The sequence below is a fragment of the Actimicrobium sp. CCI2.3 genome (assembly GCF_035019065.1).
Lineage (GTDB): Bacteria > Pseudomonadota > Gammaproteobacteria > Burkholderiales > Burkholderiaceae_D > Actimicrobium.
Genome location: NZ_JASJWR010000032.1, coordinates 37,182 through 61,674, shown reverse-complemented (window position 1 = coordinate 61,674; position 24,493 = coordinate 37,182). Strand labels below are relative to the sequence as shown.

The following is a 24,493-nucleotide window of genomic DNA, read 5'->3' as shown; positions in this document are numbered from 1 at the left end:
CTTTCCGATATCTTTGATGCCACATCAATCTAATCAAAATCAACCGTTAAAAACAGCATACAAGGGTGCAATAACCGCAGGGCATTGCACCAAATGCCCTGACTACATCCGCGATGCCCGATCCGATAAACCGGCGAGGCTGGACGATCTCTCTACAACACCCGCAGCAAGTCCCAACGTCAACTCCTGCGCCGACACCGTTCGGCACCCACTCACATTCTGTCCCGCCCACAACGGCGAAAAATCTCCGCTGCCGAGCTTTTCTGCATGCGCCCTGAGTGGTGCGATCGCCGCCGTCGCGAGCGGAAATCCGGGCACGCTGGTGCTGATCGGTCCCAGTTCCCGGATGATCCGGTTGACGATGCCGCGTGCCGGTCGACCGCTGAACAGGTTGGTCAGCGCGGTATGTCTTGCCGCGTCGCTCTGCAGGGCCGCCCGGTGTATCGCGCTGGTAGTTGCTTCCGGACAGAGCAGGTAGGCAGTGCCGACCTGCACGCCGGCCGCGCCCAGTGCCATGGCGGCGGTAACGCCTGCCGCGTCAGCAATGCCTCCCGTAGCGATCACCGGAAGCGACACTGCCTGCACGATTTGCGGCAGCAGCGTGAAGGTGCCACTCTGTGTAGTCAGGTCGTCGGTGCGAAACATGCCGCGGTGACCACCGGCTTCCAGTCCTTGCGCAATGATGGCATCGGCACCGTGCGCTTCCAGCCAGCGTGCTTCGTCGACCGTGGTAGCCGTCGAGATCACCTTGCTGCCCCAGCTCTTGATTCGTGCCATCAGGGCGGTGTCAGGCAGGCCGAAATGAAAGCTCACCACCGGCGGTCTGAATTCTTCCAGCAAATCGGCCACGGCCGCGCTGAACGGTGCCCGACTCGGACCGGCCGGTTGCCCGGCCATGTCGAGTCCGAACTGTTCGTAATACGGTCGCAGCGCGGCATGCCATGCTGCATCGCGGCTGCTGTCGGCTGCCGCCGGCGTATGGCAAAAAAAGTTGACGTTATACGGCAAGCTGGTGTGCGACCGGATCCGTTGCAGCTCGCTGCGCAAGGCATCGCTGCCCAGCATCGCGCAGGGCAGCGAGCCCAGCGCGCCGGCGTTCGATACCGCGATGGCCAGCGCGCTGCCTTGCACGCCGGCCATCGGTGCCTGGATAATTGGCAGCGTGATGCCCAGCAATGTCTGCAGCGTCGTCATGCGGCGTTCCAGCCGTAGGCCAGTCGTGCCACAAGGCGGGCCGCCAGACGCGCAGTGCGATGGTCGATGTCGTACTCCGGATTGAGTTCGGCGATATCGGCGACGCGCATCTTGCCGCTGGCGAGGACCACGTCAATGATCATTTCCACCATGTCCAGACTGATGCCGCGCACGGCCGGCGCACTGACGCCGGGTGCCGTGTCTGCCGGCAGGACGTCGAGGCCGATCGAGAAGTAGAGATGATCGATCTGCGCCAGATAGTTCGTCAGCATGCTGCGTACCGCATCGGCATCGTAGGCGGACATCTGTTCGTCGAGCCGCCAATGGACGCCCAGCGCTTCGGCACGCTCGAACAGCGATCGCGTGTTGGCAAAGCGGCTGACACCGAGGCAGCAATAGTTGAAGTCCCAGCCGCGTTGATGGCAGTCGTCGGCGATCTGCCGGAACGGGGTGCCGGACGTGGCGCGCGTGGTCGAGCGCAAATTGAAATGGGTATCGAGATTGAGGATGCCGATGCGCGGAACGCTGTCACCAGTGGCGAGGTGCTGTGCCAGTCCGCCGAACGAGCCTACCGCCATTTCGTGACCGCCACCGAGCACAATGGGTCGATGCTGTTTCGCCAGCAAGCCCGCGACGGCCTGCGCCAGTTCTTGCTGCGCCGTTTCCAGTCCGTCATCGTTGGCCTTCCAGGTGCAGCGGATGTCCCCGCCATCGACGACAGGTATGCCATCAAGAAGAGGGATATTGCCAAGCACGGCGCGCATGGCCGCCGGGCCATCGATGGCCCCGGTACGACCACCGTTGCGCTGGACGCCAGCATCGCAGGCAAAGCCCAGCAGGACGATAGCCGGTTCGGTGACGGTATCGACACATTGCATATGCTGGTGCCAGCGCTCGCCGTTCGGACCTTCTTCACTGTCAATGCGACCGTGCCAGCGGCGCAAGTCGGGAACTTGTTTCATCGCGTTACTCCTGAGTAATTGCAACGTACGGTGTGCTGCAATATGAACCTGGATATCTGTCAGGCATCGTCGACTTCCCTGTTTTTGACCTGTGCACCTCCTTGCCACACGTACGGAGGTACCGGTCGTCGATGGTGCATTGTGCACCCATATGCGGTGAAATGTGCCCGAGGACGGCGTGCGCAATAAAAAACGCCGACTCAAGGTCGGCGCAAAACATACTTATTGGTACGAAATTAGTCTGGTTAGAACTCTTCCCAGTCATCCGATGCCGCCGGGGGTGCCGGCTTGCGTGGTGCGGTCAGAGCGCTGGCTTTGACGCTGGTTTTCTTTGCCGTTGGTGCCATTCTGGTCGCCACCATAACCGCTTTTTTTGGTGCGCTCGTCGTGACGTGGTGCATTTGACTGGCATCGATCTGGAAGGTGGCGACCCGCTCTACCAGCAAGCGCGCCTGTTCTTCCATGCTCAGTGCCGCAGCCGATGCTTGCTCCACCAGCGCCGCGTTTTGCTGAGTCATTTCATCGATCTCGACGATGGCCTGGTTGACGTGCTCGATGCCGGTACTTTGCTCGCTGCTGGCCGCCGTGATTTCGGACATGATGACGGTGATTTTCTGTACCGACTCGACGATGGCGCGCATCGTCTTGCCGGCCTCGTCGACCAGTCTGCCGCCTGCATCGACTTTGTCGACCGAGTCGGCGATCAGCAACTTGATTTCCTTGGCGGCGCTTGCCGAGCGCTGTGCCAGGTTACGTACTTCGGAAGCGACGACGGCAAAGCCGCGACCCTGTTCTCCGGCACGAGCGGCTTCGACTGCGGCATTGAGCGCCAGGATATTGGTCTGGAAGGCAATGCCATCGATGACGCCGATGATGTCGACAATCTTGCCAGAGCTGAGCTTGATGTCACTCATCGTCGAGACCACATTGGTGACGGTCTGGCCGCCTTCCAGCGCGACGGCCGAGGCGCTCCGCACCAGTTGATTGGCTCTCGATGCGTTCTCGGCATTCTGCTTGACGGTCGCAGCGAGTTGCTCCATGGCGCTAGAGGTTTCTTCCAGCGAGCTCGCTTGCGACTCGGTGCGGGCTGACAGATCGCTGGTGCCGGTGGCAATTTCGCTGGACGACACGGTGATTTGTCCGGCTGCGTCGCGGACCTGCGCAACGACCTTGCCAAGGCCGCCGCTGATGCCATTGATGGCACCGAGCAGCACGCCAATTTCATCGCTGCGATCAACCACCACGCTGACAGTCAGGTCGCCAGTGGCGAGGCGCTGGGCAGCATCGGTAGCGCGCTGCAACGGCTGCGTCACCATCTTGCGCACCAGCAGGAACAACAGTCCTACGAGTACCAGTACGGCGAGCACGCCAAACAGCGCGTAGAGGTTGCGTAGTGCGGTAATTTCTTTCGTGAACTCACTGGTGTGGGAGCCACCGGCGACCAGCCAGTTCCAGCGTGCGTAGGTATCGAACGCGACAATCTTTTCGGTCGGCGTGGTGTCACCGGCTTCGGCGTTCATCCACGGATAGCGGATTTCGCCTTTCTTCATGTCCAGCATGTCTTTGGCAAACAGGCGTCCTGCGCTGTCTTTCGTGTCAAGCAAGCTTTTGCCTTGCAACGCCGGGTGCACGATCAGGGTCCCGAAATCGGCACCGGGTTTGGCATTGATGACATAAAAATAGCCAGTCAGGCCAACCTTGATTGCGCTGATCTTTTCTTTCAGGACTTTCATCGGTTCGACGATGTTGACACCGACGAACAGCACGCCGATGACATTGCCGGCAGCATCACGGATCGGGTCATAACTGGTGATGAAGTCTTTGCCGAACAGTGTTGCGATGCCGGAGTACGATTGCCCGGCCATCAGCCGTGCATAAGCGGGATGAGCGCGGTCGAGTACGGTGCCGATGGCACGATCGCCGTTTTCTTTTTTCAATGAAGTCGAGATGCGGACAAAGTCGCTGCCGCTTTTGACGAAAATGGTCGCCGGCACGCCGCTGGTGGTGGTGAATTTATCCGGGATCGCAAAATCCAGATTGAGGTCGGTTTCGCCGTTTTTCAGCGCGGGAGTCGCTGTGCCCACCACGTCAATGGTGCGACTGGTATCGAGTGCGAAGGCGGCGGGAAAATTACTGGCAAATAGTTTGCCGGCGCGTACCGCTTCATCCGTCACCGCATGATCAAACATGTCGATCATGTCGATGACCGCTTTGGTCTGGATACTCACTTCCTGCGTCGCGCGCTGCTCGGTCAATCGTGAGTTCGCGGCGCCGATGGACCAGGCATAGAGCGCAAAGACCACGGCGGTCAGGACGAAGGCGGCAAGAGACAGCTTGATGCCGATGCCGAGTTTGCTGAAAGGTGTGCTTGATGCTGACATGGGGGAATCCTGAAGGTGGTTACCTGAAGCATGGAACTGACGATTCAGCATTATGTATTACCGTGCGGTAACTGTCAGTCCCAATGTTGCCCTACATTAAAATTATGTCGTATTGCTCTTGCTGGTACACCGATTCGACTTGCAGCGAAATCGGTTTGCCAATGAAATCGCCCAGCATCGCCAGATGCTGGGATTCTTCTTCGAGAAACATGTCGACCACGATTTGCGAGGCCAGGATACGGAATTCACGCGGGTTGAATTGCTTGGCTTCGCGCAGCAGTTCACGCAGGATTTCGTAGCAAATGGTCCGTGCGGTCTTGACCTGACCGCGACCGCTGCAGGCCGGGCAGGTTTCGCACAGAATGTGCGCCAGCGATTCGCAGGTGCGCTTGCGCGTCATCTCGACCAAGCCCAGCGCGGAGAACCCCGACACCGACATCTTGGTGCGGTCGCGCGCCAGCGCCTTGTGCAATTCGCTAAGCACGTTGCCGCGGTGTTCGGCGTTTTCCATGTCGATGAAATCGAGAATGATGATGCCGCCCAGGTTGCGCAGGCGCAATTGGCGTGCGATCGCTTGCGCGGCTTCGAGGTTGGTCTTGAAGATGGTGTCGTCGAAGTTGCGTCCATTGACATAGCTGCCGGTATTGACGTCGATGGTGGTCATCGCTTCGGTCTGGTCAACGATCAGGTAGCCGCCGGATTTCAGGTCGACGCGCCGGCCCAGCGCACGCTGGATTTCTTCTTCGACACCGTACAGATCAAATAGCGGGCGCTCGCCGGTATAGTGGGACAGACGGTTCAGTACCGACGGCGTGTAGTTGGTGCCGAATTGCTGCAGCATCAAAAAGTTTTCGCGCGAATCGACCTGGATCGTCGAGGTGTTGTCGCCGACGAAGTCACGCAATACGCGTTGCGCCAGACTCAGGTCCTGATGAAGCAGCGAGGTGGGCGGTTTGCTTTTTGCGCTGGCCGCAATGGTGGACCAGGTCTTGCGCAGGTAGTCGATGTCCATTTGCAGGTCGGCTTCGGATGCATCTTCGGCCATGGTGCGGATGATGAAGCCGCCTTTTTCGTCCGGCGGCAACAGCTTTTGCACTTTGCCACGCAGCGCCTCGCGTTCGCTTTCCTTTTCGATGCGCTGCGAAATGCCGATATGCGAATCCTGCGGCAAATACACCAGCATGCGACCGGCAATCGAAATCTGTGTCGACAGGCGCGCACCTTTGGTGCCGATCGGATCCTTGATCACCTGTACCGTAATGGCCATGCCATCGAACAGCAGTTTTTCAATCGGCAGCGCCGGAGTGACGGGCCCTTCATGATTACGCGCTTCCCAGATATCGGCGACGTGCAGGAACGCAGCGCGCTCCAGTCCGATGTCGATGAAGGCCGATTGCATGCCGGGCAGTACCCGTGCGACCTTGCCCAGATAAATATTGCCGGCCATGCCGCGCGATAACGTGCGTTCGATATGCAGCTCTTGCACGGCACCTTGCAAGACCAGTGCGACACGGGTTTCCTGCGGTGTGATGTTGATCAGTATGTCTTCGTTCATGGCACTCGCAATCCGGCCTGTCTGAGTAATTGTGCTGTTTCAAAAAGTGGCAACCCCATGATGCCGGTGTAGCTGCCTGCCATGTGTGTCACAAAACTGGCGGCATAGCCCTGAATGCCGTAGCCACCGGCTTTGTCATAGGGTTCCGCGCCAGCACAGTATGCCCGGATTGTTTCTGCCGTCAACGAAGCGAACGTGACATCGGAGCGCTGTGTGATTTGCCAGGTCGCGTCCGCGCTTCGCAGGGCAACACTGGTGAGCACCTGGTGTGTGCGGCCCGACAACCGGTGCAGCATCGCGCTGGCCTCGGCCTGGCTGGTCGGCTTGCCGAGGATATCCTGGTCCAGCACAACGGTAGTATCGGCACTCAAGACGACGCGTAGCGGCAAGTGGCGCGTCAGGATTATCTGCATCGCCGCATCGACTTTTTCACGCGTCACGCGTTGGACGTAGTCGACCGCTGCTTCCCCGGGCAAGACCAGTTCCGTGACGTCGGCGACGCGACCGCTCTGGTCGCGCAGCAGAAGAAGTTCAAAGTCGACGCCAATCTGCCGTAGCAGTTCACGGCGGCGCGGACTTTTTGAGGCGAGATATATTTTCTGATCGTGTGCGTGCATCGCATTCAGGCCCGATGATAAGGATGATTTTGTGTGATCGACCAGGCCCGGTAAAGTTGTTCAGCCAGTAGCACGCGCACCATGCCGTGCGGCAGTGTCAGGCTGGAAATGCGTAACAGCATGTCTGCATTGGCTTTGAATTGCGGGTCGAGACCGTCGGCACCGCCGATAATGAAGGCTACATCGCGGCCATCTTGTTGCCAAGTAATTAATTGTTGTGAAAGTTGTACAGAAGTGAGGTCGCGCCCGTGTTCATCGAGCGCAATGATGCGCGTGCCTTTTGGAAGCACGGCTTCGATGCGGGTGCGTTCGAGCGCCATTGCGGTTTCGGCGGTCTTGCTGCCGGAGCGTTCGACCGGTTTGATTTCCTTGAGTTGCAACCGGCATTCCGGCGGCATGCGCTTGGCATACTCGCCGAAACCGGTTTCTATCCATGCTGGCATCTTGTGCCCGACTGCCGCGATGATCAGTTGCATCGCGCGCAGCCGTTATTCGGCAGCTTTTGGTTTGGCAGGAGCGCGTGCGCGTTTGACCGGAATACCGCGCTCGGCAACGATTTTCTTTTCCTTGATGATGCGATCTTTCTTGACCGCTGCTGCTGCCGTGGCGCTCTTGGTCTCGGCGATCTTGATGGTTTTGCCGACTGGCTTCTTGGCAGCAGGAACCTTCTTCGCGCGGACCGAACCGTCTTCTGCTTTGGCAGCAGGTTTGCGGGTCGTCTTTTTAGGCGCATCGTCGAGCGTGGTCTGGCTAGCGGTCAGGTGGCGGCCAGCTTTTTTCGGTGCTTCGTCTTCCGGTTCCGACGCAGTACGCTTCGAGACGCGAACAGCCGAGCCGAACTTGACTTCCTTTTCGCCCCAGATTTCTTCCAGACGATAATAGGCGCGGATTGCTGGCTGCATGATGTGGACGATCATGTCGCCCAGATCGACCAGTACCCATTCGCCGGTGGTCTCGCCTTCGACGCTGAGAATGGTGCCGCCGTTTTCCTTGACCTTGTCACGGACCGAGGCAGCCAGTGCCTTGGTTTGACGGTTCGAGGTTCCTGAGGCGACGACGATGCGGTCGAACAGGCTGGTCAGGTGGACCGTGTCGAAAACCTTGATTTCCTGCGCCTTGACGTCTTCCAGTGCATCGATGACGAGGGCTTGTAATTGTTTGATATCCATTTAGCTTTTATAAAGATGATGTTGTTGAATATAGTCCAGCACCGCGTGCGGGACCAGCGTGTCGGGTTGTTCCCCCTGACGCAGGGCGGCACGAATTTCAGTAGCGGAAATATCCACCGCCAGGTTCGGGGCCAGAAACGTCTTGCCTTGCGGCGTACTACGGATGTGCGCTGGCGTGTCAGCGCGTTGTTCGAATACTTGCCGGACCTCGACCGGCACCTTCGGCCCATCGAGGGCAAACCCCGGACGCGCTGCCGCGCACACGTGGGCATAGTCGAATAACTGGCGCCAGCCCTGCCAGGTATCGAGGTGCTGCAACTGATCAGCCCCCATCAAAAAAACCAGCGACACCTCCGGTCCCAGTTCGGCACGCAGTGCCCGCAGGGTATTGATGGTGAACGTCGACTCATCGACTTGCAGTTCGCGCTGGTCGATGACAACCGGAACGGCTTGCTGATGAAACGCCTGCTCCAGCATCGCAACACGCTGCGCGCCGGTGGCTTCAAGACCATGTTTTTGCCAGGGATTGCCAGCAGGCAGAATGCGTAACTCATCCGGTTTGAGCAGGTCGACAAAATGGCGCGCCAGCGCGACATGACCACTGTGTACCGGATCGAAACTGCCTCCGAGGATGGCGATGCAGTGGCGCGTCACGCCAGCCAGTCCCGCTGCACCAGAAATTTTTCATATAACGCCGCTTCGGCCGAGTCGGGAAGCGGGGTCCAGTTGTAACGCCATTTGACTACCGGCGGCATCGACATCAGGATCGATTCGGTACGACCACCCGATTGCAGACCAAATAAAGTGCCGCGATCATACACCAGGTTGAACTCGACATACCGTCCGCGTCGATAAGCCTGAAAATCGCGTTGGGATTCTTCGTACGGCAAGTCCTTGCGTCGCAGCAGGATCGGCAGGTAGGCCGTGAGGAAGGCGTCGCCGACGCTCTGCATCATCGCACTGCTCAAGTCGAGTCCGAGCGCATGGAAGTCATCAAAGAAAATCCCGCCGATACCGCGGGGTTCTTGCCGGTGTTTCAGGAAAAAATAGTCGTCGCACCATTTCTTGAAACGCGGATGCAGGTCGTCGCCAAACGGTGCCAGGGCATCGAAACAAGTCTGATGAAAATGCCGCGCATCGTCTTCGTTACCATAGTACGGCGTCAGATCCATGCCGCCGCCGAACCACCAGACCGGCGCTTCGCCGGCTGCCGTCGCCATGAAGAAGCGTACGTTCATGTGCACCGTCGGCGCGTGCGGATTGCGCGGATGCAGCACCAGCGAGACGCCCATCGCCTCCCATTCGCGACCGGCGATCTCGGGGCGATTCGCGGCAGCAGACGGCGGCAGATTTTTGCCGGTCACATGCGAAAAACCGACGCCGCCACGCTCGAAGACGTTGCCCTCTTCAATGATGCGCGAGATGCCGCCGCCGCCTTCCGGACGCTGCCACGCATCAGTAGAAAACGGCTGGCCGTCAATCGCCGCCAGTTCGGTGACGATGCGTTCCTGCAAACCGAGCAGGTAGGCCTTGATGGTGGCCGCGGTGGTGGTGGGTGTGATGGTGGAGGACATTCCGTGAAAAATAAGTCAGCGAGGACGGATTGTACCCCGCTGTCCTACCTTAGCCGTGCCGCTTGAGTGCCCGCCAGCCAATATCGCGGCGGAATTGGGCTCCATCGAAATGGATCTGGTCGAGTGCGAGGTAAGCCTGACGGTGCGCCATCTTGACGCTGTCACCAAGTCCGACCACACAGAGCACGCGTCCGCCGGTAACGGTCAGTTGGCCGTTCTCGAGTGCGGTGCCAGCATGGAAGGTGACGCAGTCGGGAGTTTCGGCGGGGATGCCGCTGATGATGTCGCCTTTGCGCGGCGCATCCGGATACCCGGCGGCGGCCATCACCACACCCAGCGCGGTACGCCTGTCCCATTCGAGTTCGACGGTATCGAGCGTGCCGTTGACGGCATGCTCCATCACGCCGACCAGATCGGTTTTCAGGCGCGCCATGATCGGCTGGGTTTCCGGATCGCCCATACGGCAATTGAATTCCAGCGTCTTGACGCCGCCGTGGTCATCGATCATCAGGCCAGCATACAAAAAGCCGGTGAACGGGATGCCATCTTTGGCCATGCCTTGCACGGTCGGGACGATGATTTCGCGCATCACGCGCGCATGCAGTTCCGGGGTCACGATCGGTGCGGGCGAATAAGCGCCCATGCCGCCGGTGTTCGGGCCGGCATCGTGATCTTGCAGACGCTTGTGGTCCTGGCTGGTGGCCAGTGCCAGAATGTTTTTGCCGTCGACCATGACGATGAAACTGGCTTCTTCGCCGCTAAGGAATTCCTCGATGACAACGCGGGCACCGGCATCGCCGAGCTTGTTATCAGACAGCATCATGTCGATGGCGGCATGGGCTTCGGCGATCTCCATGGCCACCACGACACCCTTGCCGGCGGCCAGACCATCGGCCTTGATGACGATCGGTGCACCTTGCGCAGCGATGAACGCATGGGCCTCGTCGCTATCCGAAAAAGTCTGGCTGCGCGCAGTCGGAATACCGTGGCGCTGCATGAAGGTCTTGGCGAAATCCTTCGAGCTTTCGAGCTGGGCAGCTTCTTTGGTCGGGCCAAAAATTTTCAGGCCACGGGCGCGGAACAGGTTGACGATACCCGCCGCCAGCGGGACTTCAGGTCCCACCACGGTCAACGCGATATGTTCGTCAATCGCAAATTGCGCCAGCGCGGCCGGATCAGTGATCGGCAGGTTGACCAGCCGCCCATCTTGCGCCGTGCCACCGTTGCCGGGTGCAACGTAGACCAGTTGCAGTCGTTCGGACTGGGCAAGTTTCCATGCCAGTGCATGTTCGCGGCCACCTGAGCCAACTACCAGAATTTTCATGAGAGACTTTGCTGCCGTAAAAGTGTTTGCTAAAAAAGGGCGGATACCCTGATCCGGAAATCAGGCGTCGATGACCGCGTTGGTATAGACCTGCTGGACATCGTCGAGGTCTTCGAGCGCATCGAGCAGTTTTTGCATGCGGATTGCATCGTCGCCACTGAACACGGTTTCGGTTTCGGATTTCATCACCACGTCGGCTACCTCGGCCTTGAAACCGGCCGCTTCCAGCGCCTGCTTGACGCTACTGTAATCATGCACGGCGCACAGCACTTCGAGGCCACCTTCGTCGTCGGTCAGCACGTCTTCGGCACCGGCTTCGAGGGCCGCTTCCATTAACTTGTCTTCGCTGGTGCCGGGAGCAAACAGGAACTGGCCGCAATGCTGGAACAGGAAAGCCACCGAGCCTTCGGCACCCATGTTGCCGCCAAACTTGGAAAAAGCGTGGCGCACTTCGGCAACCGTCCGGACCCGGTTATCGGTCAGGCATTCGACGATGACGGCGGCGCCATGGATGCCATAGCCTTCGTAGCGGACTTCTTCGTAGTTGGCACCATCGAGGCCGCCGGTGCCGCGTGCGATGGCGCGCTGCACGTTGTCTTTCGGCATATTGGCATCGGCAGCTTTTTCAACGGCGAGGCGCAGGCGTGGATTGGTGGCGATGTCGCCGCCGCCCAAACGTGAGCCGACGGTAATTTCCTTGATCAGACGGGTCCAGACTTTGCCGCGCTTGGCATCGGTGGCGGCCTTCTTGTGTTTGATGTTGGCCCATTTGCTGTGTCCTGCCATGACAGTATTTCCTTGCGAATAGATTGGTTGGAGAGTGCGATCGACATAAAATTTCCGCATCGTGGTCGCAAAATCAATCTACAATTTTAGCACGCTGACCCTGCCTGAAACCCTCGCGAAAGCTTCATGCCCATGCCAAATCCCCTGCTCATTGCCAAGAATCAAACGCTTGAACTCTGTCTGTTGCCGCGTCTCGCCAACCGCCATGGTTGTATTACTGGCGCTACCGGCACCGGCAAGACGGTCACGCTGCAAGCCATGGCTCAAGCCTTATCCGATATCGGCGTGCCGGTTTTTATGGCCGACGTCAAGGGTGACTTGTCCGGCATGGCCAAGGCAGGCACGGCCAGCGAGCGCATCAGCGCGCGCATGCACGTGCTGGGTTTGCCCGAGCCGACCTGGGCGGCGGTGCCGGTGACCTTCTGGGATGTCTATGGTGAAAAAGGCCATCCGGTGCGGGCCACGGTGTCCGACCTCGGACCGTTGCTGCTCTCACGCATGCTCAATCTCAACGAGACCCAGCAAGGTGTGCTGCAACTCGTGTTCAAGATCGCCGATGACCAGGGTCTGCTGCTACTCGATATCAAGGACCTGCGGGCCATGCTGCAGCATGTTGGCGATAGTGCGGCGAGTTTTCAGACGGAATACGGCAACATCTCGGCGGCCAGTATCGGCGCGATTCAGCGTGGCCTGATTGGTATCGGCGAGCAGGGTGGTGATCGTTTTTTTGGCGAGCCGATGCTCAATATCGACGACCTGCTGCAAACTGATGCCGCCGGCAAAGGCATCGTCAACATCCTCGCCGCCGACCAGTTAATGAATGCGCCTCAGCTGTACTCGACGTTCCTGTTGTGGATGTTGTCCGAGCTTTACGAGCACTTGCCCGAAGTGGGTGACCTCGACAAGCCGAAGCTGGTTTTCTTTTTTGATGAGGCGCACCTGCTGTTTGCCGATGCACCGAAAGTACTGTTGCAGAAGATCGAGCAGGTCGTGCGACTGATCCGCTCGAAAGGCGTCGGCGTGTATTTCGTCTCGCAGAACCCGCTCGATATTCCGGACAGCGTGCTCGGCCAGCTCGGCAACCGGGTCCAGCATGCGCTGCGCGCCTACACGCCGCGCGACCAGAAAGCCGTGCAGGCGGCGGCCGACACCTTTCGTGCCAATCCTGCGCTCGATGTCGCCACGGTGATCGGCGAGCTCGAAGTCGGCGAGGCGCTGATTTCATTTCTTGATGAAAAAGGCCGGCCGACCATGGTCGAACGCGGCTTTGTCGTGCCGCCCGCATCACAAATCGGGCCGGTCAGCGACGACGAGCGATGCGCCTTGATGGCCGGGTCGTTGGTCGCCGGGGTCTACGAAAAAACCGTTGATCGTGAATCGGCCTACGAAAAAATCAAGGGGCGGGTGCTGGCCAGCCCGACGGCATCGGTTCCGGTTCCGGGCGAAACTGCCGCCCCTGTTCCTCCAGCGGGACGGTCAGTTGGCGACCAATTGCGCGACGTGTTCGGTGGCGCGGCAGGCAGCGGCGCGGCACGACGCAACGACAGTCTGGTCGAATCAATGATGAAATCGGCAGTACGGGCGATCGGTTCGCAGGTGGGTCGCGAAATTATCCGCGGCGTACTGGGCTCCCTGCTGAAAAGCGGCAAACGTTGAACTGCAATCAATCTTGCAGTTAGGTTGTTTTATCTTCCCGATAGGCGTTAGAATTCGGCTCGGCATTCATTGCCGGTTTTCGGGTCGTTAGCTCAGCTGGTAGAGCAGCGGACTTTTAATCCGTTGGTCGCAGGTTCGAATCCCGCACGGCCTACCACGAATACGCAACAAGCCCACGGACCGTGTTCGTGGGCTTTTTGTTTTTGCGGGTGTCGATCCGTGTTCTGTCGGTGCGGATTCGGTGCAATGCCCTGCGGTTATTGCACCCTACGGTTTGGCGGGCTTTTGCGGTTCTTTGCGTAGAGTGCAATGCCTTTCGGTTATTGCACAGCACATTCTGGCTGCACCAGTTGTCGAAGACCAAGGTCGCCGGGCTGACGGGCGTCATGCCGAGGCGCTGACCGTCAATGTCCCCGGCGGACTGCGCCGCCGATCCCGTCTTATTTCAGCTCGAACAATTGCTTCAGAAATTCGCCGATGGTGCGATGCGCTGCGTCCGCTGCGACGGGATCGTATCCGACATGCGGATCGCGCTGCACGCACGGATCGGCATAGGTGAAAGGCGCACCGGAGACGGCATTGATCAATTGGCCGACAGGTTCCTCGCGGATACGGCAGTTACGCACCGTCTGCGCATTTTTCGACACCGTCGGCGTGGTCGATCCCAGCGGTGAATCGAAGCTGTGTTGTGCCCCGGGATAGTCGATAAGCTCGACGTTGTGGCCTGCCGATCGCAGCCGTTCCACAAAGGCTTGGCACGGCGGCATCGGATTGTAGTCGTCGCCAGTGCCGTGGAAAATGCGGATCGGACGGTCTACCACATCGGTATCATTTTGATAGACGGTGTGGCAATCGGGATAGAACGGCAGGTAGGCTGCGAACTCAAGCCCGGAACGGTTCCACGCCTTCAAAAAGCGCTTCTCGCTCGCATACAGCGTCGCCTGCCCGCCGCGCGAAAACCCCATCAGCACGATGCGCTTCGGGTCGACGCGCGGATGGCTTGCCAGCACCTCGAGGGCGCGATAGGCGTCCAGCGAAAGGTTCAGCCGTCCAAGCTGCGACTGGTCCGGGCCGACCACGGTCAGGCCGCGCCCGGTGAAACTGTCGAGGATGAACGCGGACACGCCCATCTGGTTGAACTGCCGTGCCCACACGTCGGTATTCGATCCGATGCCGCTGGAACCGTGTACCAGAATTACGACCGGCATGCGCCCCGTGCCTTGCGCAACCCGCAATTCGCCGGCAAGCGTGACCGGCGTTGCCTGTCCCTCGCCTTTTAAAAAGTCAGCGTCGGAGATCGTCACGCTCTGGAAAGTGTGCAACTCGGTGCGGGCAGGAATCTGGCCTCTTGCTTGGTCCTGCGCGTGCGCCACGGATGCGTGCGACAGCGCGATCACCAGACTCGCTATCAACACCGGTAACCACCGCAGTGCTGACGAAGTCAGGGACAGAGACTTCACAATATTCATGGGGGGAACTCCTTTTAGTTGTTTTAATGAAAGTTCTTCAGCATAGCGCAACCCACGCACTGTGCGGGGCTTGCCCGCATCGAGGCGGGCGCGGCTATCTTGATGACAGCGCTTTCGGCCTGCATCCGAAAACTAACTACCGACGCCGCTGTTTGCACTTCCCGTCCCAGCATTGCCAGTTTTCGGGTCGTTAGCTCAGCTGGAAGAGCAGCGGACTTTTAATCCGTTGTTCATCTAATGCCGTCTTATTCTTTCTCAAGTGGGGATGCGCCAGGAGCGCCAGACTAGGGATGATGCGCGTGGGATTTCATGCTAGCCTGTTTTTTTGATGACACCTCGGGAGTTACCGTGAACAACACTTCCTACACGACGGACGTCGCGGCCTGGTCGGTCGAGCAGGCGCAGTTGATTCGCTCCGGTCAATTCGACAAGCTTGATCTGGAACACATTGCAGAGGAGATTGAAGACGTGGGTAAAAGCGAACAGCGCGAGCTGGCCAGTCGTCTTGCGGTGCTGTTTGCCCATTTGTTGAAATGGGAATTTCAGGCCGATTTCCGCAGTTCCAGCTGGTCGGCAACGATCAGGGAGCAAAAGCGCCAGGTGGCATTCCATCTCGAGGATGTGCCCAGCCTGCGTACCAAGTTTGATGATGCGCGCTGGATGGGAATGGTCTGGGGCCGTGCCAAAACATTGGCCAGCAAGGAAACCGGAATCGGCTTTGACACGTTTCCCGAGAATTGTCCTTGGGCGATCGTCGACGTTCTTGAATTGACCTGGTTGCCGGGCTGAGTTTGGTGGTGCGCAATAACCAACGGGCATTGCACCGGGCGGCCCGGTCACCGCCGCCAATACCGCATCACGTCGCGTGAGGTCAAGCCTGCCCGGGCAACACCGCAGTCAGTACGATCTTGTCGTCAGGGGTATCCCACGCATTCCACGCATCAAGCCCGCCGACCAGCGGACGCACCTTGATGAAACCATGATTGATCAATTTGCGCGCAACGGCTGCAGCCGATGCCTCGTTCGGACAGCTGCAGTAGATGATGATGTCGCGGTCGCGTGGCACGCTGGCGAAGGTCGCGGCGTGGTCGTCATGGCCGTACAGGATTGCGCCGGGGATGGCGGCTTCCAGTGCCTGTGCGGTTTTGCTGCGGGCATCCACGATGACGGGTTCGAGTCCGTCATTGATCAGCGTGCGCAGCTGATCCACTGAAATCCGCGCCATGTACAGCGAGCGCATCAGGCGGCGTCGCTCGATATATTTGTAGAGCATGAACAAGCCCAGCAGCGAGCCGATCACCAGCAGCGCCATCACACCCATCGTGCTGAGCACGGCGAGAATCTGGTCGATGCTCTTGTAAAAAATCGCGCCGAGCGCCAGTCCGCTGCCGGCCCACAACAACGTACCACTAACACTGAAAAACAGAAACTTGCCGCGCGGCGTACCCATCGCGCCAGCCAGCGGCGGTGCAATCGTATTGAACCCCGGGATGAATTTGCTGACCAGCAGCGACTTCGGTCCCCAGCGCCTGAAAATATCTTCGGTATGGCTCACGCAGTTGTCCGGCGACAGCGAAATGCGACACAGCAAGCCGAGGATGCGCTTGCCAAAATGCCTGCCGATGGTATGCCAGCTCAGGTCCGTGATCAGGCAGGCAGCGACACTGACGAGCAGGCAGGCCTGCCAGCTGACATCGCCCAGCATCGCCAGCGCGCCCGCGACAATCAGGATCGGATAGGCCGGGATCGGCAAACCCATCTGTTCGAGCAGGACGTTGGCGAACACCAGCAGCAAGCCATATTGCTGCAGCAGGAGGGTGAAGTTGGACATGGGAATGAGGGGAATCGGACGGGTACGGGACCGGACTATACCAAAATCCGGCCAGGCACGAGCGCCGTGCCTACGGTGCCATCGCCACGTCCGGTGCCTGCTCGCGCAATTGCTGCATCAGCCAGCGCGTGGCCTGGCCGGGTGGATGGTCCGCGCGGTGGATCAGGTAGAGCGGATAGATGGGCGGATGCATTTCAGCCAGTGTCAGCCGCACCAGCTGCCCGCTGGCGAGATCGGCCTCGACCATTGCTTCGGGCATGTGACCCCAGCCGAGTCCGCCACGCAGCAGCGCATGCTTGGCACCGAGGTCGCCCAGACGCCAGTCGCGCATGGCGAACACGCCGAAATCCTGGCCGGCGGTCAGCGCGCTGCGGTCGGTCAGCACCAGTTGCGTATGCTCGCGCGCCAGCGCGGTCGGGATCGGCGCGTTCGCTTGCGCCAGCGGATGGCCGGGGGCGACTACCGCAATGAGTCGCACGCTGCCCAGTGCATGGCGTTCGATCGCATCGGGCGAACCGACCATCCAGCCCGACACCCCCAGCCGCGTGACACCATCGAGCACCAGTTGCGTAACTGCGCCCAGTGCTTCTATGCGCAAGCGCAACGCAACGGTCGGGAAGTGGGATTGAAAGCAGTCGAGGATGCGCACCAGCGTGGCGGTCGGAAACATCACGTCGACCGCCAGCGATACCTCGCCTTCCAGTCCTTCGGACAAGGTCTTGGCACGCGCCCGCATCGCATCGACTTTGAGCGCCACGCTGCGCGCGTCGGCCAGCAGCAACTGACCGGCTTCGGTCAGTACCGGTTTGCGTTTGGTGCGATCAAATAGCGCGCAATTTAATTGCGCCTCGAGGTTGGCGATGGTGTAACTGACCACCGACTGGGTGCGGTGCAGTTCGAGCGCAGCACGGGAAAAACTGCCGGCGTCGATGATGGCGACGAAGACACGCAATTGATCAAGAGTCGGTGAGCCGGGGTCGCGCATGGTGATTTTATCGATGCTAATGATGCATATTATCGGGGTTTCATCGATAGGTGTTCGTGCCTATGATGAAGGCCAGTTCAATTTGACAGGAAACCGCCATGTCACTCCCACTTCATCAAGTCAGTCGCATCACCCAGGCCCAGCACGTCATTGAAGGTGCCGGGTTTGAAGTCCAGCGTGCGATCCCGGCCAGCGGTCTCGATGCCGTCGGCCCCTTCATTTTTGTCGACCATTTCGGTCCGGTCGAGTACGCCCCCGGCAAGGCCATGGGCGCACCGGACCATCCGCATGCCGGGATCGAAACACTGACGTATTTTTTTGCCGGCGGCGGCATGCGCCACCGCGACAGTCTTGGCAATGTCAGCACGATGCAGGCCGGTGGTGCGCAATGGATGCGTGCCGGACGCGGCATCGTCCATGATGAAAGTCCCGATGAGACGCTGCTGCGCGATGGCGGTCTGGTTCACGGCACGCAGTTATGGATCAATTTGCCGGCCGATCACAAGATGGACGAACCGCAATACAAGGCCTTCGATGCCGCGCAGATTCCGAACTGGACCGAAGCCGACGACAGCGTGCAATACCGGCTCATCGCCGGCATACACGGCGAGCGCACCGGACCGGTCGCCAGCTTTGGCAATCCGTGGCTGATGCACCTGACCTTGCAGGCCGGTGCGCGCTGCGAGATGGCACTGGATGGCGTCGCTGAAGCCGCTGCCTACGTTGTCGCCGGCGCGGGTGTGTTTGGCCGCGAGCGGCAGGCTGGCGCGGCAGGCCAGTTGATCCAGTTCGACACCACCGGCAAGTTCTCGCTGGAAGCAGGCGATGCCACGCTCGATGTGCTGCTACTGGGCGGTGACCCGCTCGATGCGCCGATTGTCCGGTACGGCCCGTTCGTAATGAATACGCAGCAGCAGTTGCAGCAGGCGCTGAACGATTACCAGCAGGGTCGCATGGGCCGCATTGCTCACTAAGGTTCGTACCCGTCCTCACTTACTCAAATTTCAGGAAAATACTCATGACGACCATTCTTCATATCAATAGCAGCGCCCGCACCAACGGTTCGATCTCCCGCGATGTCACGGCTGAATTCATCACGCGATTGCAGGCTGCCGATCCGGCCGCCGTGGTGGTCGAGCGCGATGTCGCCAGCACGCCGTTGCCGCATCTGACGGAACAGGTGCTGGGCGCATTTTTCACGTCGGTCGAAAATCGCAGCGCGCAGCAAAGCGCCGATGCCCGCTTGTCGGACACGCTGGTGAGCGAGCTGAAGGCCGCCGACATCATCGTCATCGGCGCGCCGATGTATAACTTTTCGGTGACCTCGTCGCTCAAGGCGTGGATCGACCATGTTGCCCGCGCCGGCCAGACTTTCCAGTACACCGAAAAAGGCCCGGTAGGTTTATTGACTGGCAAGAAAGTTTTCGTATTCACGGCACGCGGCGGGGTCTACAGCAGCGGTCCGGCGCAAGGCATGGACTTTCATGAAACCTATTTGCGTGCCGTACTTGGCTTCATGGGACTTGACGACATCACCTTCGTCCACAGCGAAGGATTGGCCATGGGAGAGGAAGCCGTGACCAGGGCATTGACACAAACCCGCAGCACGATGGCGGCACTGATCCCGGTCTGATGCGTCGGGATTGAGGTCCGCAGGCAGTCAGCGGCAGCGACGAATCGGACTCGTCGCTGCCGCTTTTTTTTGCGTGGAAGAAGCATGGAAAATACTTATTTTTGGTAAGTAATGTTGTCATCTTGCGGTAATAAGTGGTGGCTAAACTGCGCCGCAATGTTTCCATTTCCTGTTGGGGTAATGGAAATAAAGCTCCCCGACGTTGTTCGCAACGACCTGATGCATTATTTTTACGAGAGAACTACCGTGGCCCATTCCTTCCGATTCAAACCTCTGACCTTACTGGTCTTGCAAGCCCTGGCCTTGTCGGCACATGCCCAAGAAGTCGCTCCTGCTCCCGAAGTCGTCACCGTGTTCGGCCAGGGTCAAACCCGTCAGCTGCAAAAATTGACCAGCGCCGATCTGGCCATGGCGCTTCCGGGCACGAGCCCGCTGAAGTCCCTGGAAAAACTGCCGGGCGTGAGCTTTCAGTCAGCCGATCCGTTCGGTGCCTACGAGTGGTCAACCCGCTTCAGTGTGCGTGGTTTCAACCAGAACCAGATGGGCTTCACGCTCGACGGCATTCCACTCGGCGACATGAGCTACGGTAACAACAACGGCTTGCACATCAGCCGCGCGATCTCGTCCGAAAACATCCGCACGGTGAACCTGTCACAAGGTTCCGGCGCAGTCGGCACAGCTTCCACCAGCAACCTCGGCGGCACGGTACAATTCCTGTCGATGGACCCGAGCGACACCATGGGCGGCACCTTCGCCCAGACCTTTGGCAGCGACAGCACCTACCGCACTTTTGCCCGTTTCGATACCGGCATGCTGCCATCGGACACCAAAATTGCCGTCAGCGTCACGCGCCATCGTTCGGATAAATGGAAAGGTCAGGGCTCGCAAGACCTCGACCAGTTCAACAGCAAACTTGTGCAGCGTTTTGGCGATAACAAGCTGTCGGTTTTCTACAATCACTCGGACCGCAAGGAAATCGACTATCAGGACATGTCGCTCGAGATGACCAAGCGCCTGGGCTACAAGTGGGACAACTACGCACCGAACTTCCAGCAAGCAGTCAATGCTGCACGTGGTGTCTACACAGCCGGCGAAACCAGTATCGACGACGCGTACTACCAGGCCAGCGGCTTGCGCAAGGATGATCTGGCCGGTGCCACACTGGACGTGAAATTGTCCGAGTCGACCGTCCTCAAGACCACGATCTATCATCATCACAATGTCGGCCAGGGCCACTGGTACACGCCATACACACCGACTTCGGCAACGATGCCGATTTCGATCCGCACCACCGAGTACTCGATTGGTCGCGACGGTGTCATCAGCGATCTGACCTGGGACTTTGGTCAGCACACCATCAACGGCGGTTTCTGGGCCGAGCGCAGCCTGCATGACGTGACCCGCAATTTCTACGCGGTCGTTGATAACCGTGACACGAATTCGTATCTGTCGAATCCGTTCTTCACGCAATTCAAGCAAAACTACGTCACCACCACGACCCAGTTCTACGCGCAGGATACGGTCTCGATGATGGATGACAAGCTCAAGCTGAACTTCGGCTTCAAGTCACCGAAAGTGGCGATCAATTCAGCCTCGGTCGTAGGTACCCGTGCAGCCGGTTCGGTTGTTGCTGAAAAAACCTTCCTGCCGCAAATCGGTTTGAACTATGCCCTGACCCGCGATGACGAGCTGTTCACCTCGCTGGCAGAAAACATGCGTGCATTCTCGCCAGGTATCGGCGGCGTGTTCTCGCAAACACAGGCATCGTTCAATGCCAGCAGTGCGTCATTGAAGCCGGAAACATCCACCTCGCTGGAAGCCGGTTATCGCTTCAAGCGCGCCCAGCTCAGCGGTTCGGTCGCGGCATACCATACCGAGTTCAAGGATCGTCAGCTGGGTATTCAGAATTGCCCTGGAATCGTCGGTTGCGCACCAACATTTGCCAACGTCGGCAAAGTCGTGACCAACGGTATCGAGGCTGCTGCCGAACTGAAACTGGCACCGCAATGGTCGCTGTTCAATTCGCTGACCTACAACGATTCGAAGTACAAATCGGACTATCTGGACGGCACCGTGGTCGCCACGAGCGGCAAGCAAGTTGTTGATGCACCGCGCCTGATGTTCAACACCGAACTGTCCTACGAGAACGATCACTGGTTTGCACGTACCAATGCCAAGTTCACCGACAAGCGTTATTACACCTACCTCAATGACGCTTCGGTACCGCATTTCTGGCTGATGAATCTGTCGGCTGGCTACAAGCTGAAATCGGTTGGTGGTCTCAAGGATGTGACGATCCAGTTCAACGTCGACAACCTGCTCAACAAGGATTACTTCAGCACGATCGGCAGCAACGGCTTCTCGAAGTCCGATCCGACGGGTACCAGTCAGACCTTGCTGGTAGGCGCACCACGTCAAATGTTCCTGACGATTGGCGGCAAGATCTAAGCAGTGCATTCGCCCCGGAGCGGCAACGCTCCGGCAGGCTTGATTGATCAGGGGGGCACGTCATCCGTATTGCGGAGGACGCGGCTCCCCGCAGTTTTTTCCGAAGGTGTTCCGATGAAATTGACCGTACCGACTTTATTGCTATGCGCGCTGGGTTATCCCGCAGTCGTGTTCGCGCAAACCACCACCCCGATCGAGCACGTGATCGTGCTGGTCGGTGAAAACCGCACCTTCGACAACATGTTCGGTGCCTATCAGCCAAAGCGCGGCCAGACCATCGCGAACCTGCTGTCAAAAGGCATCATTAAGGCCGATGGTTCGCCGGGTCCGCACTATGCCGATGCCGCTCAGAAGACCGCCGAGAATTTTGGTGCCTACACCCCGACACCAAAAACCGTCGGCACTTATCCGACGCTACCGCAACCCTATGCCCTCGGTGCATTCGGCCAGCGTCATGATGTCCCGGATGCGCGCTTTCCGGCAGCGATGCCGAACGGCCCGTTCCAGATCACCAAACATACCGGTTACGGCGCCCATACCGGCGATCCGATCCACCGTTTTTACCAGATGTGGCAGCAGACCAATGGCGGCAAGAACGACTTGTTCGTCTGGGTCGCCGAAACCACCGGCCTTGGCCCGAGCAATCCGTGGCTGCCGCTGGGTCCGGGCAAGCCGACCTTCCAGGGCGGCGTGGCGATGGGCTTCTACAACATGTCGACCGGCGACGCGCCGTACTTCAAGCACCTGGCCGATACCTATGCGATTGCCGACAATTACCATCAGCCGATCATGGGTGGCACCACCGTCAATTATCTGGCGCTGGCCACTGGTGACGTGAGCTTCTTCACCGCCGATGGCAAGCCCGCCATGCCGGCGGCCAAGCTGATCGAAAATCCCGATGCCCAGCCCGGGACCAACAACTGGTACACCGAAGACGGCTATCGCGGCGGCACCTATATCCGCTGCGATGATGTCGCGCTGCCCGGCGTGGCCGGTATCCGCAATCACCTGAAAGCGCTGCCATACAAAGCCTTCAACGACGGCAACTGCGCACCCGAGACCTACTACATGGTCAACAACATGGACCCGGCGTATTCTCCAGCCGGTGACTTGCTGCCGGTCGCACCGGACAAGTTCCTGCTGCCGCCGCAAACCATCCCGCATATCGGCGATGGCCTGACGGCGGCCGGCGTGTCCTGGAAATGGTATTCGGGCGGGCGCAACGATGGCGTCAAGACCGACAAGGAATACTGCGCGATGTGCGATACGCCGACTTTTTTCACGTCGACGATGACTGGTCCGGATCGCCACAAGCTGCATGACTTGCAGCAGTTTTATGTCGACGTCAAAGATGCCAAGACCTTCCCGGCGGTGACCTACATCGCGCCGTACGACAGCATCTCGGGTCATCCCGGCTATGCGATGGAAACCAGTTTCGATGCGCTGGCGCAGGACGTCATCACGCGCGTCAAGGCCAATCCGGCGCTGTGGAAAAACACCGTCGTGCTGGTGACCTTCGATGAAGGCGGCGGCTATTACGATTCCGGTTACGTGCAGGCGGTGGACTTTTTTGGCGATGGCACGCGTATCCCGCTGATCGCGGTGTCGCCGTTTTCAAAACGCGGCCATGTCGATCACACGTACTATAGTCACGCTTCAATTCTCAAATTCATCGAGCGCAACTGGAACATGCCGCCGCTGTCGTCACGCAGCCGCGACAACTTGCCGAACCCGATCAGCGATCCGCGTAATCCGTACGTGCCGATGAATCAGCCAGCGCTTGGCGACCTGATGAATCTGTTCGATTTCACGCGCACGGTGCACGCTGTGCGCAAGGAGAAATGACATGAAACGACCATTACGATCGATGCTGATGGCGACCGCGTTGCTGGTCGCCACCGGCACCGCGTCGGCCCAGCAATCACTCGATGCGCTCATTGCCGCTGCCAAAAAAGAAGGCACCGTCAACAGCGTCGGCATGCCGCCCGACTGGGCCAACTGGAAGCAGTCGTGGGCCGCGATGGAGTCCAGATACGGCATCACGCATCAGGACACCGACATGAGTTCGGCGCAGGAAATCGCCAAGTTCGACGCCGAGAAAAGCAATGCCTCGGCCGACATCGGTGATGTCGGTCATTCGTTCGGACCGATCGCGCTGGTCAAGGGCGTCACGCAACCGTACAAGCCTTCAACCTGGAACGCCATCCCGGCCTGGGCCAAGGATGCGGATGGCCACTGGATGCTGGCCTACACCGGCACGATGGCGTTCATCAGCAATAACAAGCTGGTGAAAAATCCGCCGAAAAACTGGAAAGACCTGCTGGCGGGCACCTACCGCGTGACGGTCGGTGAGGTCGGTGTCGCCTCGCAAGCCAACAGCGCGGTGCTGGCCGCCGCGCTGGCGTTTGGCGGCAATGAAAAAAATCTCGCACCGGCCTACAAGCTGTTCGCCGAACTGGCGCGTCAGGGACGTTTGTCGCTGACCAATCCGAGCATCGCCAACATGGAAAAGGGCGAAGTCGAAGTCGCCTTGCTGTGGGATTTCAATGCGCTCAGCTACCGTGACAAGATCGACGCCAGCCAGTTCACGGTCTCGATTCCGCAGGATGGTTCGCTGGTGGCTGGCTACACGACCATCATCAACAAGTACGCCAAACATCCGAACGCGGCCAAGCTGATGCGCGAATTCATTTTCAGTGACGAAGGTCAGATCAATCTGGCGCGTGGTCATGCCCGTCCTATCCGCAGCAATGTCGTGATGCCGAAAGAGGTGCAGGACAAAATGCTGCCGGCGACGCAATACCAGAACGCCAAGCCGATTCAGGACTTCGCTGCATGGGAAAAAACCACCCGTGCGTTGCCGCGCCAATGGCAAGAGCAAGTCATGATGTTCAACAAGTAAAGCGCGA

At 59.1% G+C, this 24,493-nt stretch carries 21 protein-coding genes and 1 tRNA gene; 8 read left to right on the top strand and 14 right to left on the bottom strand.

Features of this window, described 5'->3' with window-relative positions; translation table 11 throughout:
- Positions 1-102 precede the first annotated feature (102 nt).
- The 11 genes from QN370_RS16800 to QN370_RS16750 all read right to left on the bottom strand — a co-directional run bounded on the left by QN370_RS16800 (position 103) and on the right by QN370_RS16750 (position 11,562).
- Complete coding sequence (locus QN370_RS16800) at positions 103-1,194, bottom strand: nitronate monooxygenase (protein WP_322126542.1); 1,092 nt, start codon at positions 1,192-1,194, stop codon at positions 103-105.
- Positions 1,191-2,156 (bottom strand): formimidoylglutamase, encoded by a 966-nt coding sequence (hutG, locus tag QN370_RS16795; RefSeq protein WP_322126543.1) that lies wholly within the window; start codon positions 2,154-2,156, stop codon positions 1,191-1,193. The genes QN370_RS16800 and hutG overlap by 4 nt, the downstream gene beginning before the upstream one ends.
- Positions 2,157-2,401: 245 nt before the next feature.
- Positions 2,402-4,537: a Cache 3/Cache 2 fusion domain-containing protein gene (locus QN370_RS16790; RefSeq protein WP_322126544.1), complete on the bottom strand. Its 2,136-nt coding sequence runs from the start codon at positions 4,535-4,537 to the stop codon at positions 2,402-2,404.
- 91 nt (positions 4,538-4,628) lie between these two features.
- Complete coding sequence (gene rng / locus QN370_RS16785) at positions 4,629-6,092, bottom strand: ribonuclease G (RefSeq protein WP_322126545.1); 1,464 nt, start codon at positions 6,090-6,092, stop codon at positions 4,629-4,631.
- The gene (locus QN370_RS16780; RefSeq protein ID WP_322126546.1) at positions 6,089-6,709 is read right to left on the bottom strand and encodes a Maf family protein; all 621 of its coding nucleotides are present in this window, start codon (positions 6,707-6,709) and stop codon (positions 6,089-6,091) included. Before QN370_RS16780 ends, rng begins: the two co-directional genes overlap by 4 nt.
- 5 nt (positions 6,710-6,714) lie before the next feature.
- Complete coding sequence (gene rlmH, locus QN370_RS16775) at positions 6,715-7,185, bottom strand: 23S rRNA (pseudouridine(1915)-N(3))-methyltransferase RlmH (protein ID WP_322126547.1); 471 nt, start codon at positions 7,183-7,185, stop codon at positions 6,715-6,717.
- Positions 7,186-7,197: 12 nt separating this feature from the next.
- On the bottom strand, positions 7,198-7,878 hold the full coding sequence (rsfS, locus tag QN370_RS16770; RefSeq protein ID WP_322126548.1) for a ribosome silencing factor: 681 nt from the start codon (positions 7,876-7,878) through the stop codon (positions 7,198-7,200).
- The gene (locus QN370_RS16765; protein ID WP_322127217.1) at positions 7,879-8,541 is read right to left on the bottom strand and encodes a nicotinate-nucleotide adenylyltransferase; all 663 of its coding nucleotides are present in this window, start codon (positions 8,539-8,541) and stop codon (positions 7,879-7,881) included. It abuts the gene before it with no gap.
- Positions 8,529-9,452 carry an oxygen-dependent coproporphyrinogen oxidase gene (gene hemF / locus QN370_RS16760; protein ID WP_322126549.1) on the bottom strand — a complete coding sequence of 308 codons (924 nt, stop codon included), beginning with the start codon at positions 9,450-9,452 and terminating at the stop codon, positions 8,529-8,531. Before hemF ends, QN370_RS16765 begins: the two co-directional genes overlap by 13 nt.
- A gap of 49 nt (positions 9,453-9,501) precedes the next feature.
- The gene (gene purD / locus QN370_RS16755; RefSeq protein WP_322126550.1) at positions 9,502-10,776 is read right to left on the bottom strand and encodes a phosphoribosylamine--glycine ligase; all 1,275 of its coding nucleotides are present in this window, start codon (positions 10,774-10,776) and stop codon (positions 9,502-9,504) included.
- A gap of 60 nt (positions 10,777-10,836) precedes the next feature.
- Positions 10,837-11,562 carry a YebC/PmpR family DNA-binding transcriptional regulator gene (locus tag QN370_RS16750; protein WP_322126551.1) on the bottom strand — a complete coding sequence of 242 codons (726 nt, stop codon included), beginning with the start codon at positions 11,560-11,562 and terminating at the stop codon, positions 10,837-10,839.
- A gap of 132 nt (positions 11,563-11,694) precedes the next feature.
- On the opposite strand from QN370_RS16750, the gene QN370_RS16745 reads away from it, so the two are divergent.
- Both QN370_RS16745 and QN370_RS16740 read left to right on the top strand, forming a co-directional pair.
- Complete coding sequence (locus QN370_RS16745; RefSeq protein ID WP_322126552.1) at positions 11,695-13,218, top strand: DUF853 domain-containing protein; 1,524 nt, start codon at positions 11,695-11,697, stop codon at positions 13,216-13,218.
- An 81-nt stretch (positions 13,219-13,299) separates the two neighbouring features.
- A tRNA-Lys gene (locus tag QN370_RS16740) sits at positions 13,300-13,375 on the top strand.
- A gap of 283 nt (positions 13,376-13,658) precedes the next feature.
- Here the strand turns inward: QN370_RS16740 and QN370_RS16735 are convergent.
- Positions 13,659-14,687, bottom strand: coding sequence for a dienelactone hydrolase family protein (locus tag QN370_RS16735; RefSeq protein WP_322126553.1), 1,029 nt, complete (start codon positions 14,685-14,687; stop codon positions 13,659-13,661).
- A 348-nt stretch (positions 14,688-15,035) separates the two neighbouring features.
- Here QN370_RS16735 and QN370_RS16730 point away from each other — a divergent pair, with 348 nt between their 5' ends.
- Positions 15,036-15,476 carry a DUF29 domain-containing protein gene (locus QN370_RS16730; RefSeq protein WP_322126554.1) on the top strand — a complete coding sequence of 147 codons (441 nt, stop codon included), beginning with the start codon at positions 15,036-15,038 and terminating at the stop codon, positions 15,474-15,476.
- Positions 15,477-15,558: 82 nt separating this feature from the next.
- Here the strand turns inward: QN370_RS16730 and QN370_RS16725 are convergent, their stop codons facing one another.
- Both QN370_RS16725 and QN370_RS16720 read right to left on the bottom strand, forming a co-directional pair.
- Positions 15,559-16,518, bottom strand: coding sequence for a DedA family protein/thiosulfate sulfurtransferase GlpE (locus QN370_RS16725; protein WP_322126555.1), 960 nt, complete (start codon positions 16,516-16,518; stop codon positions 15,559-15,561).
- 70 nt (positions 16,519-16,588) lie between these two features.
- Positions 16,589-17,503: a LysR family transcriptional regulator gene (locus tag QN370_RS16720; RefSeq protein ID WP_322126556.1), complete on the bottom strand. Its 915-nt coding sequence runs from the start codon at positions 17,501-17,503 to the stop codon at positions 16,589-16,591.
- 98 nt (positions 17,504-17,601) lie between these two features.
- Between QN370_RS16720 and QN370_RS16715 the strand changes: the two genes are divergently transcribed.
- From QN370_RS16715 to QN370_RS16695, 5 genes are all read left to right on the top strand, one after another.
- Positions 17,602-18,477 (top strand): pirin family protein, encoded by an 876-nt coding sequence (locus QN370_RS16715; RefSeq protein ID WP_322126557.1) that lies wholly within the window; start codon positions 17,602-17,604, stop codon positions 18,475-18,477.
- A gap of 44 nt (positions 18,478-18,521) precedes the next feature.
- Positions 18,522-19,136, top strand: a complete 615-nt coding sequence (locus QN370_RS16710; RefSeq protein WP_322126558.1) for an FMN-dependent NADH-azoreductase — start codon at positions 18,522-18,524, stop codon at positions 19,134-19,136.
- Between the two features lie 246 nt (positions 19,137-19,382).
- Positions 19,383-21,584 (top strand): TonB-dependent receptor, encoded by a 2,202-nt coding sequence (locus QN370_RS16705; protein ID WP_323581752.1) that lies wholly within the window; start codon positions 19,383-19,385, stop codon positions 21,582-21,584.
- Between the two features lie 114 nt (positions 21,585-21,698).
- Positions 21,699-23,429 (top strand): alkaline phosphatase family protein, encoded by a 1,731-nt coding sequence (locus QN370_RS16700; RefSeq protein ID WP_322126560.1) that lies wholly within the window; start codon positions 21,699-21,701, stop codon positions 23,427-23,429.
- 1 nt (position 23,430) lies between these two features.
- Positions 23,431-24,486, top strand: coding sequence for an ABC transporter substrate-binding protein (locus tag QN370_RS16695; protein ID WP_322126561.1), 1,056 nt, complete (start codon positions 23,431-23,433; stop codon positions 24,484-24,486).
- The last annotated feature ends 7 nt before the right edge of the window (positions 24,487-24,493 follow it).

Excerpts from the sequence above, each read along its gene's own strand:
- QN370_RS16800 (WP_322126542.1), bottom strand. The coding sequence starts at position 1,194 with ATGACGACGCTGCAGACATTGCTGGGCATCACGCTGCCAATTATCCAG.
- hutG (WP_322126543.1), bottom strand. The coding sequence starts at position 2,156 with ATGAAACAAGTTCCCGACTTGCGCCGCTGGCACGGTCGCATTGACAGT.
- QN370_RS16790 (WP_322126544.1), bottom strand. The coding sequence starts at position 4,537 with ATGTCAGCATCAAGCACACCTTTCAGCAAACTCGGCATCGGCATCAAG.
- rng (WP_322126545.1), bottom strand. The coding sequence starts at position 6,092 with ATGAACGAAGACATACTGATCAACATCACACCGCAGGAAACCCGTGTC.
- QN370_RS16780 (WP_322126546.1), bottom strand. The coding sequence starts at position 6,709 with ATGCACGCACACGATCAGAAAATATATCTCGCCTCAAAAAGTCCGCGC.
- rlmH (WP_322126547.1), bottom strand. The coding sequence starts at position 7,185 with ATGCAACTGATCATCGCGGCAGTCGGGCACAAGATGCCAGCATGGATA.
- rsfS (WP_322126548.1), bottom strand. The coding sequence starts at position 7,878 with ATGGATATCAAACAATTACAAGCCCTCGTCATCGATGCACTGGAAGAC.
- hemF (WP_322126549.1), bottom strand. The coding sequence starts at position 9,452 with ATGTCCTCCACCATCACACCCACCACCACCGCGGCCACCATCAAGGCC.
- purD (WP_322126550.1), bottom strand. The coding sequence starts at position 10,776 with ATGAAAATTCTGGTAGTTGGCTCAGGTGGCCGCGAACATGCACTGGCA.
- QN370_RS16750 (WP_322126551.1), bottom strand. The coding sequence starts at position 11,562 with ATGGCAGGACACAGCAAATGGGCCAACATCAAACACAAGAAGGCCGCC.
- QN370_RS16745 (WP_322126552.1), top strand. The coding sequence starts at position 11,695 with ATGCCAAATCCCCTGCTCATTGCCAAGAATCAAACGCTTGAACTCTGT.
- QN370_RS16735 (WP_322126553.1), bottom strand. The coding sequence starts at position 14,687 with ATGAATATTGTGAAGTCTCTGTCCCTGACTTCGTCAGCACTGCGGTGG.
- QN370_RS16725 (WP_322126555.1), bottom strand. The coding sequence starts at position 16,518 with ATGTCCAACTTCACCCTCCTGCTGCAGCAATATGGCTTGCTGCTGGTG.
- QN370_RS16720 (WP_322126556.1), bottom strand. The coding sequence starts at position 17,503 with ATGCGCGACCCCGGCTCACCGACTCTTGATCAATTGCGTGTCTTCGTC.
- QN370_RS16715 (WP_322126557.1), top strand. The coding sequence starts at position 17,602 with ATGTCACTCCCACTTCATCAAGTCAGTCGCATCACCCAGGCCCAGCAC.
- QN370_RS16710 (WP_322126558.1), top strand. The coding sequence starts at position 18,522 with ATGACGACCATTCTTCATATCAATAGCAGCGCCCGCACCAACGGTTCG.
- QN370_RS16700 (WP_322126560.1), top strand. The coding sequence starts at position 21,699 with ATGAAATTGACCGTACCGACTTTATTGCTATGCGCGCTGGGTTATCCC.
- QN370_RS16695 (WP_322126561.1), top strand. The coding sequence starts at position 23,431 with ATGAAACGACCATTACGATCGATGCTGATGGCGACCGCGTTGCTGGTC.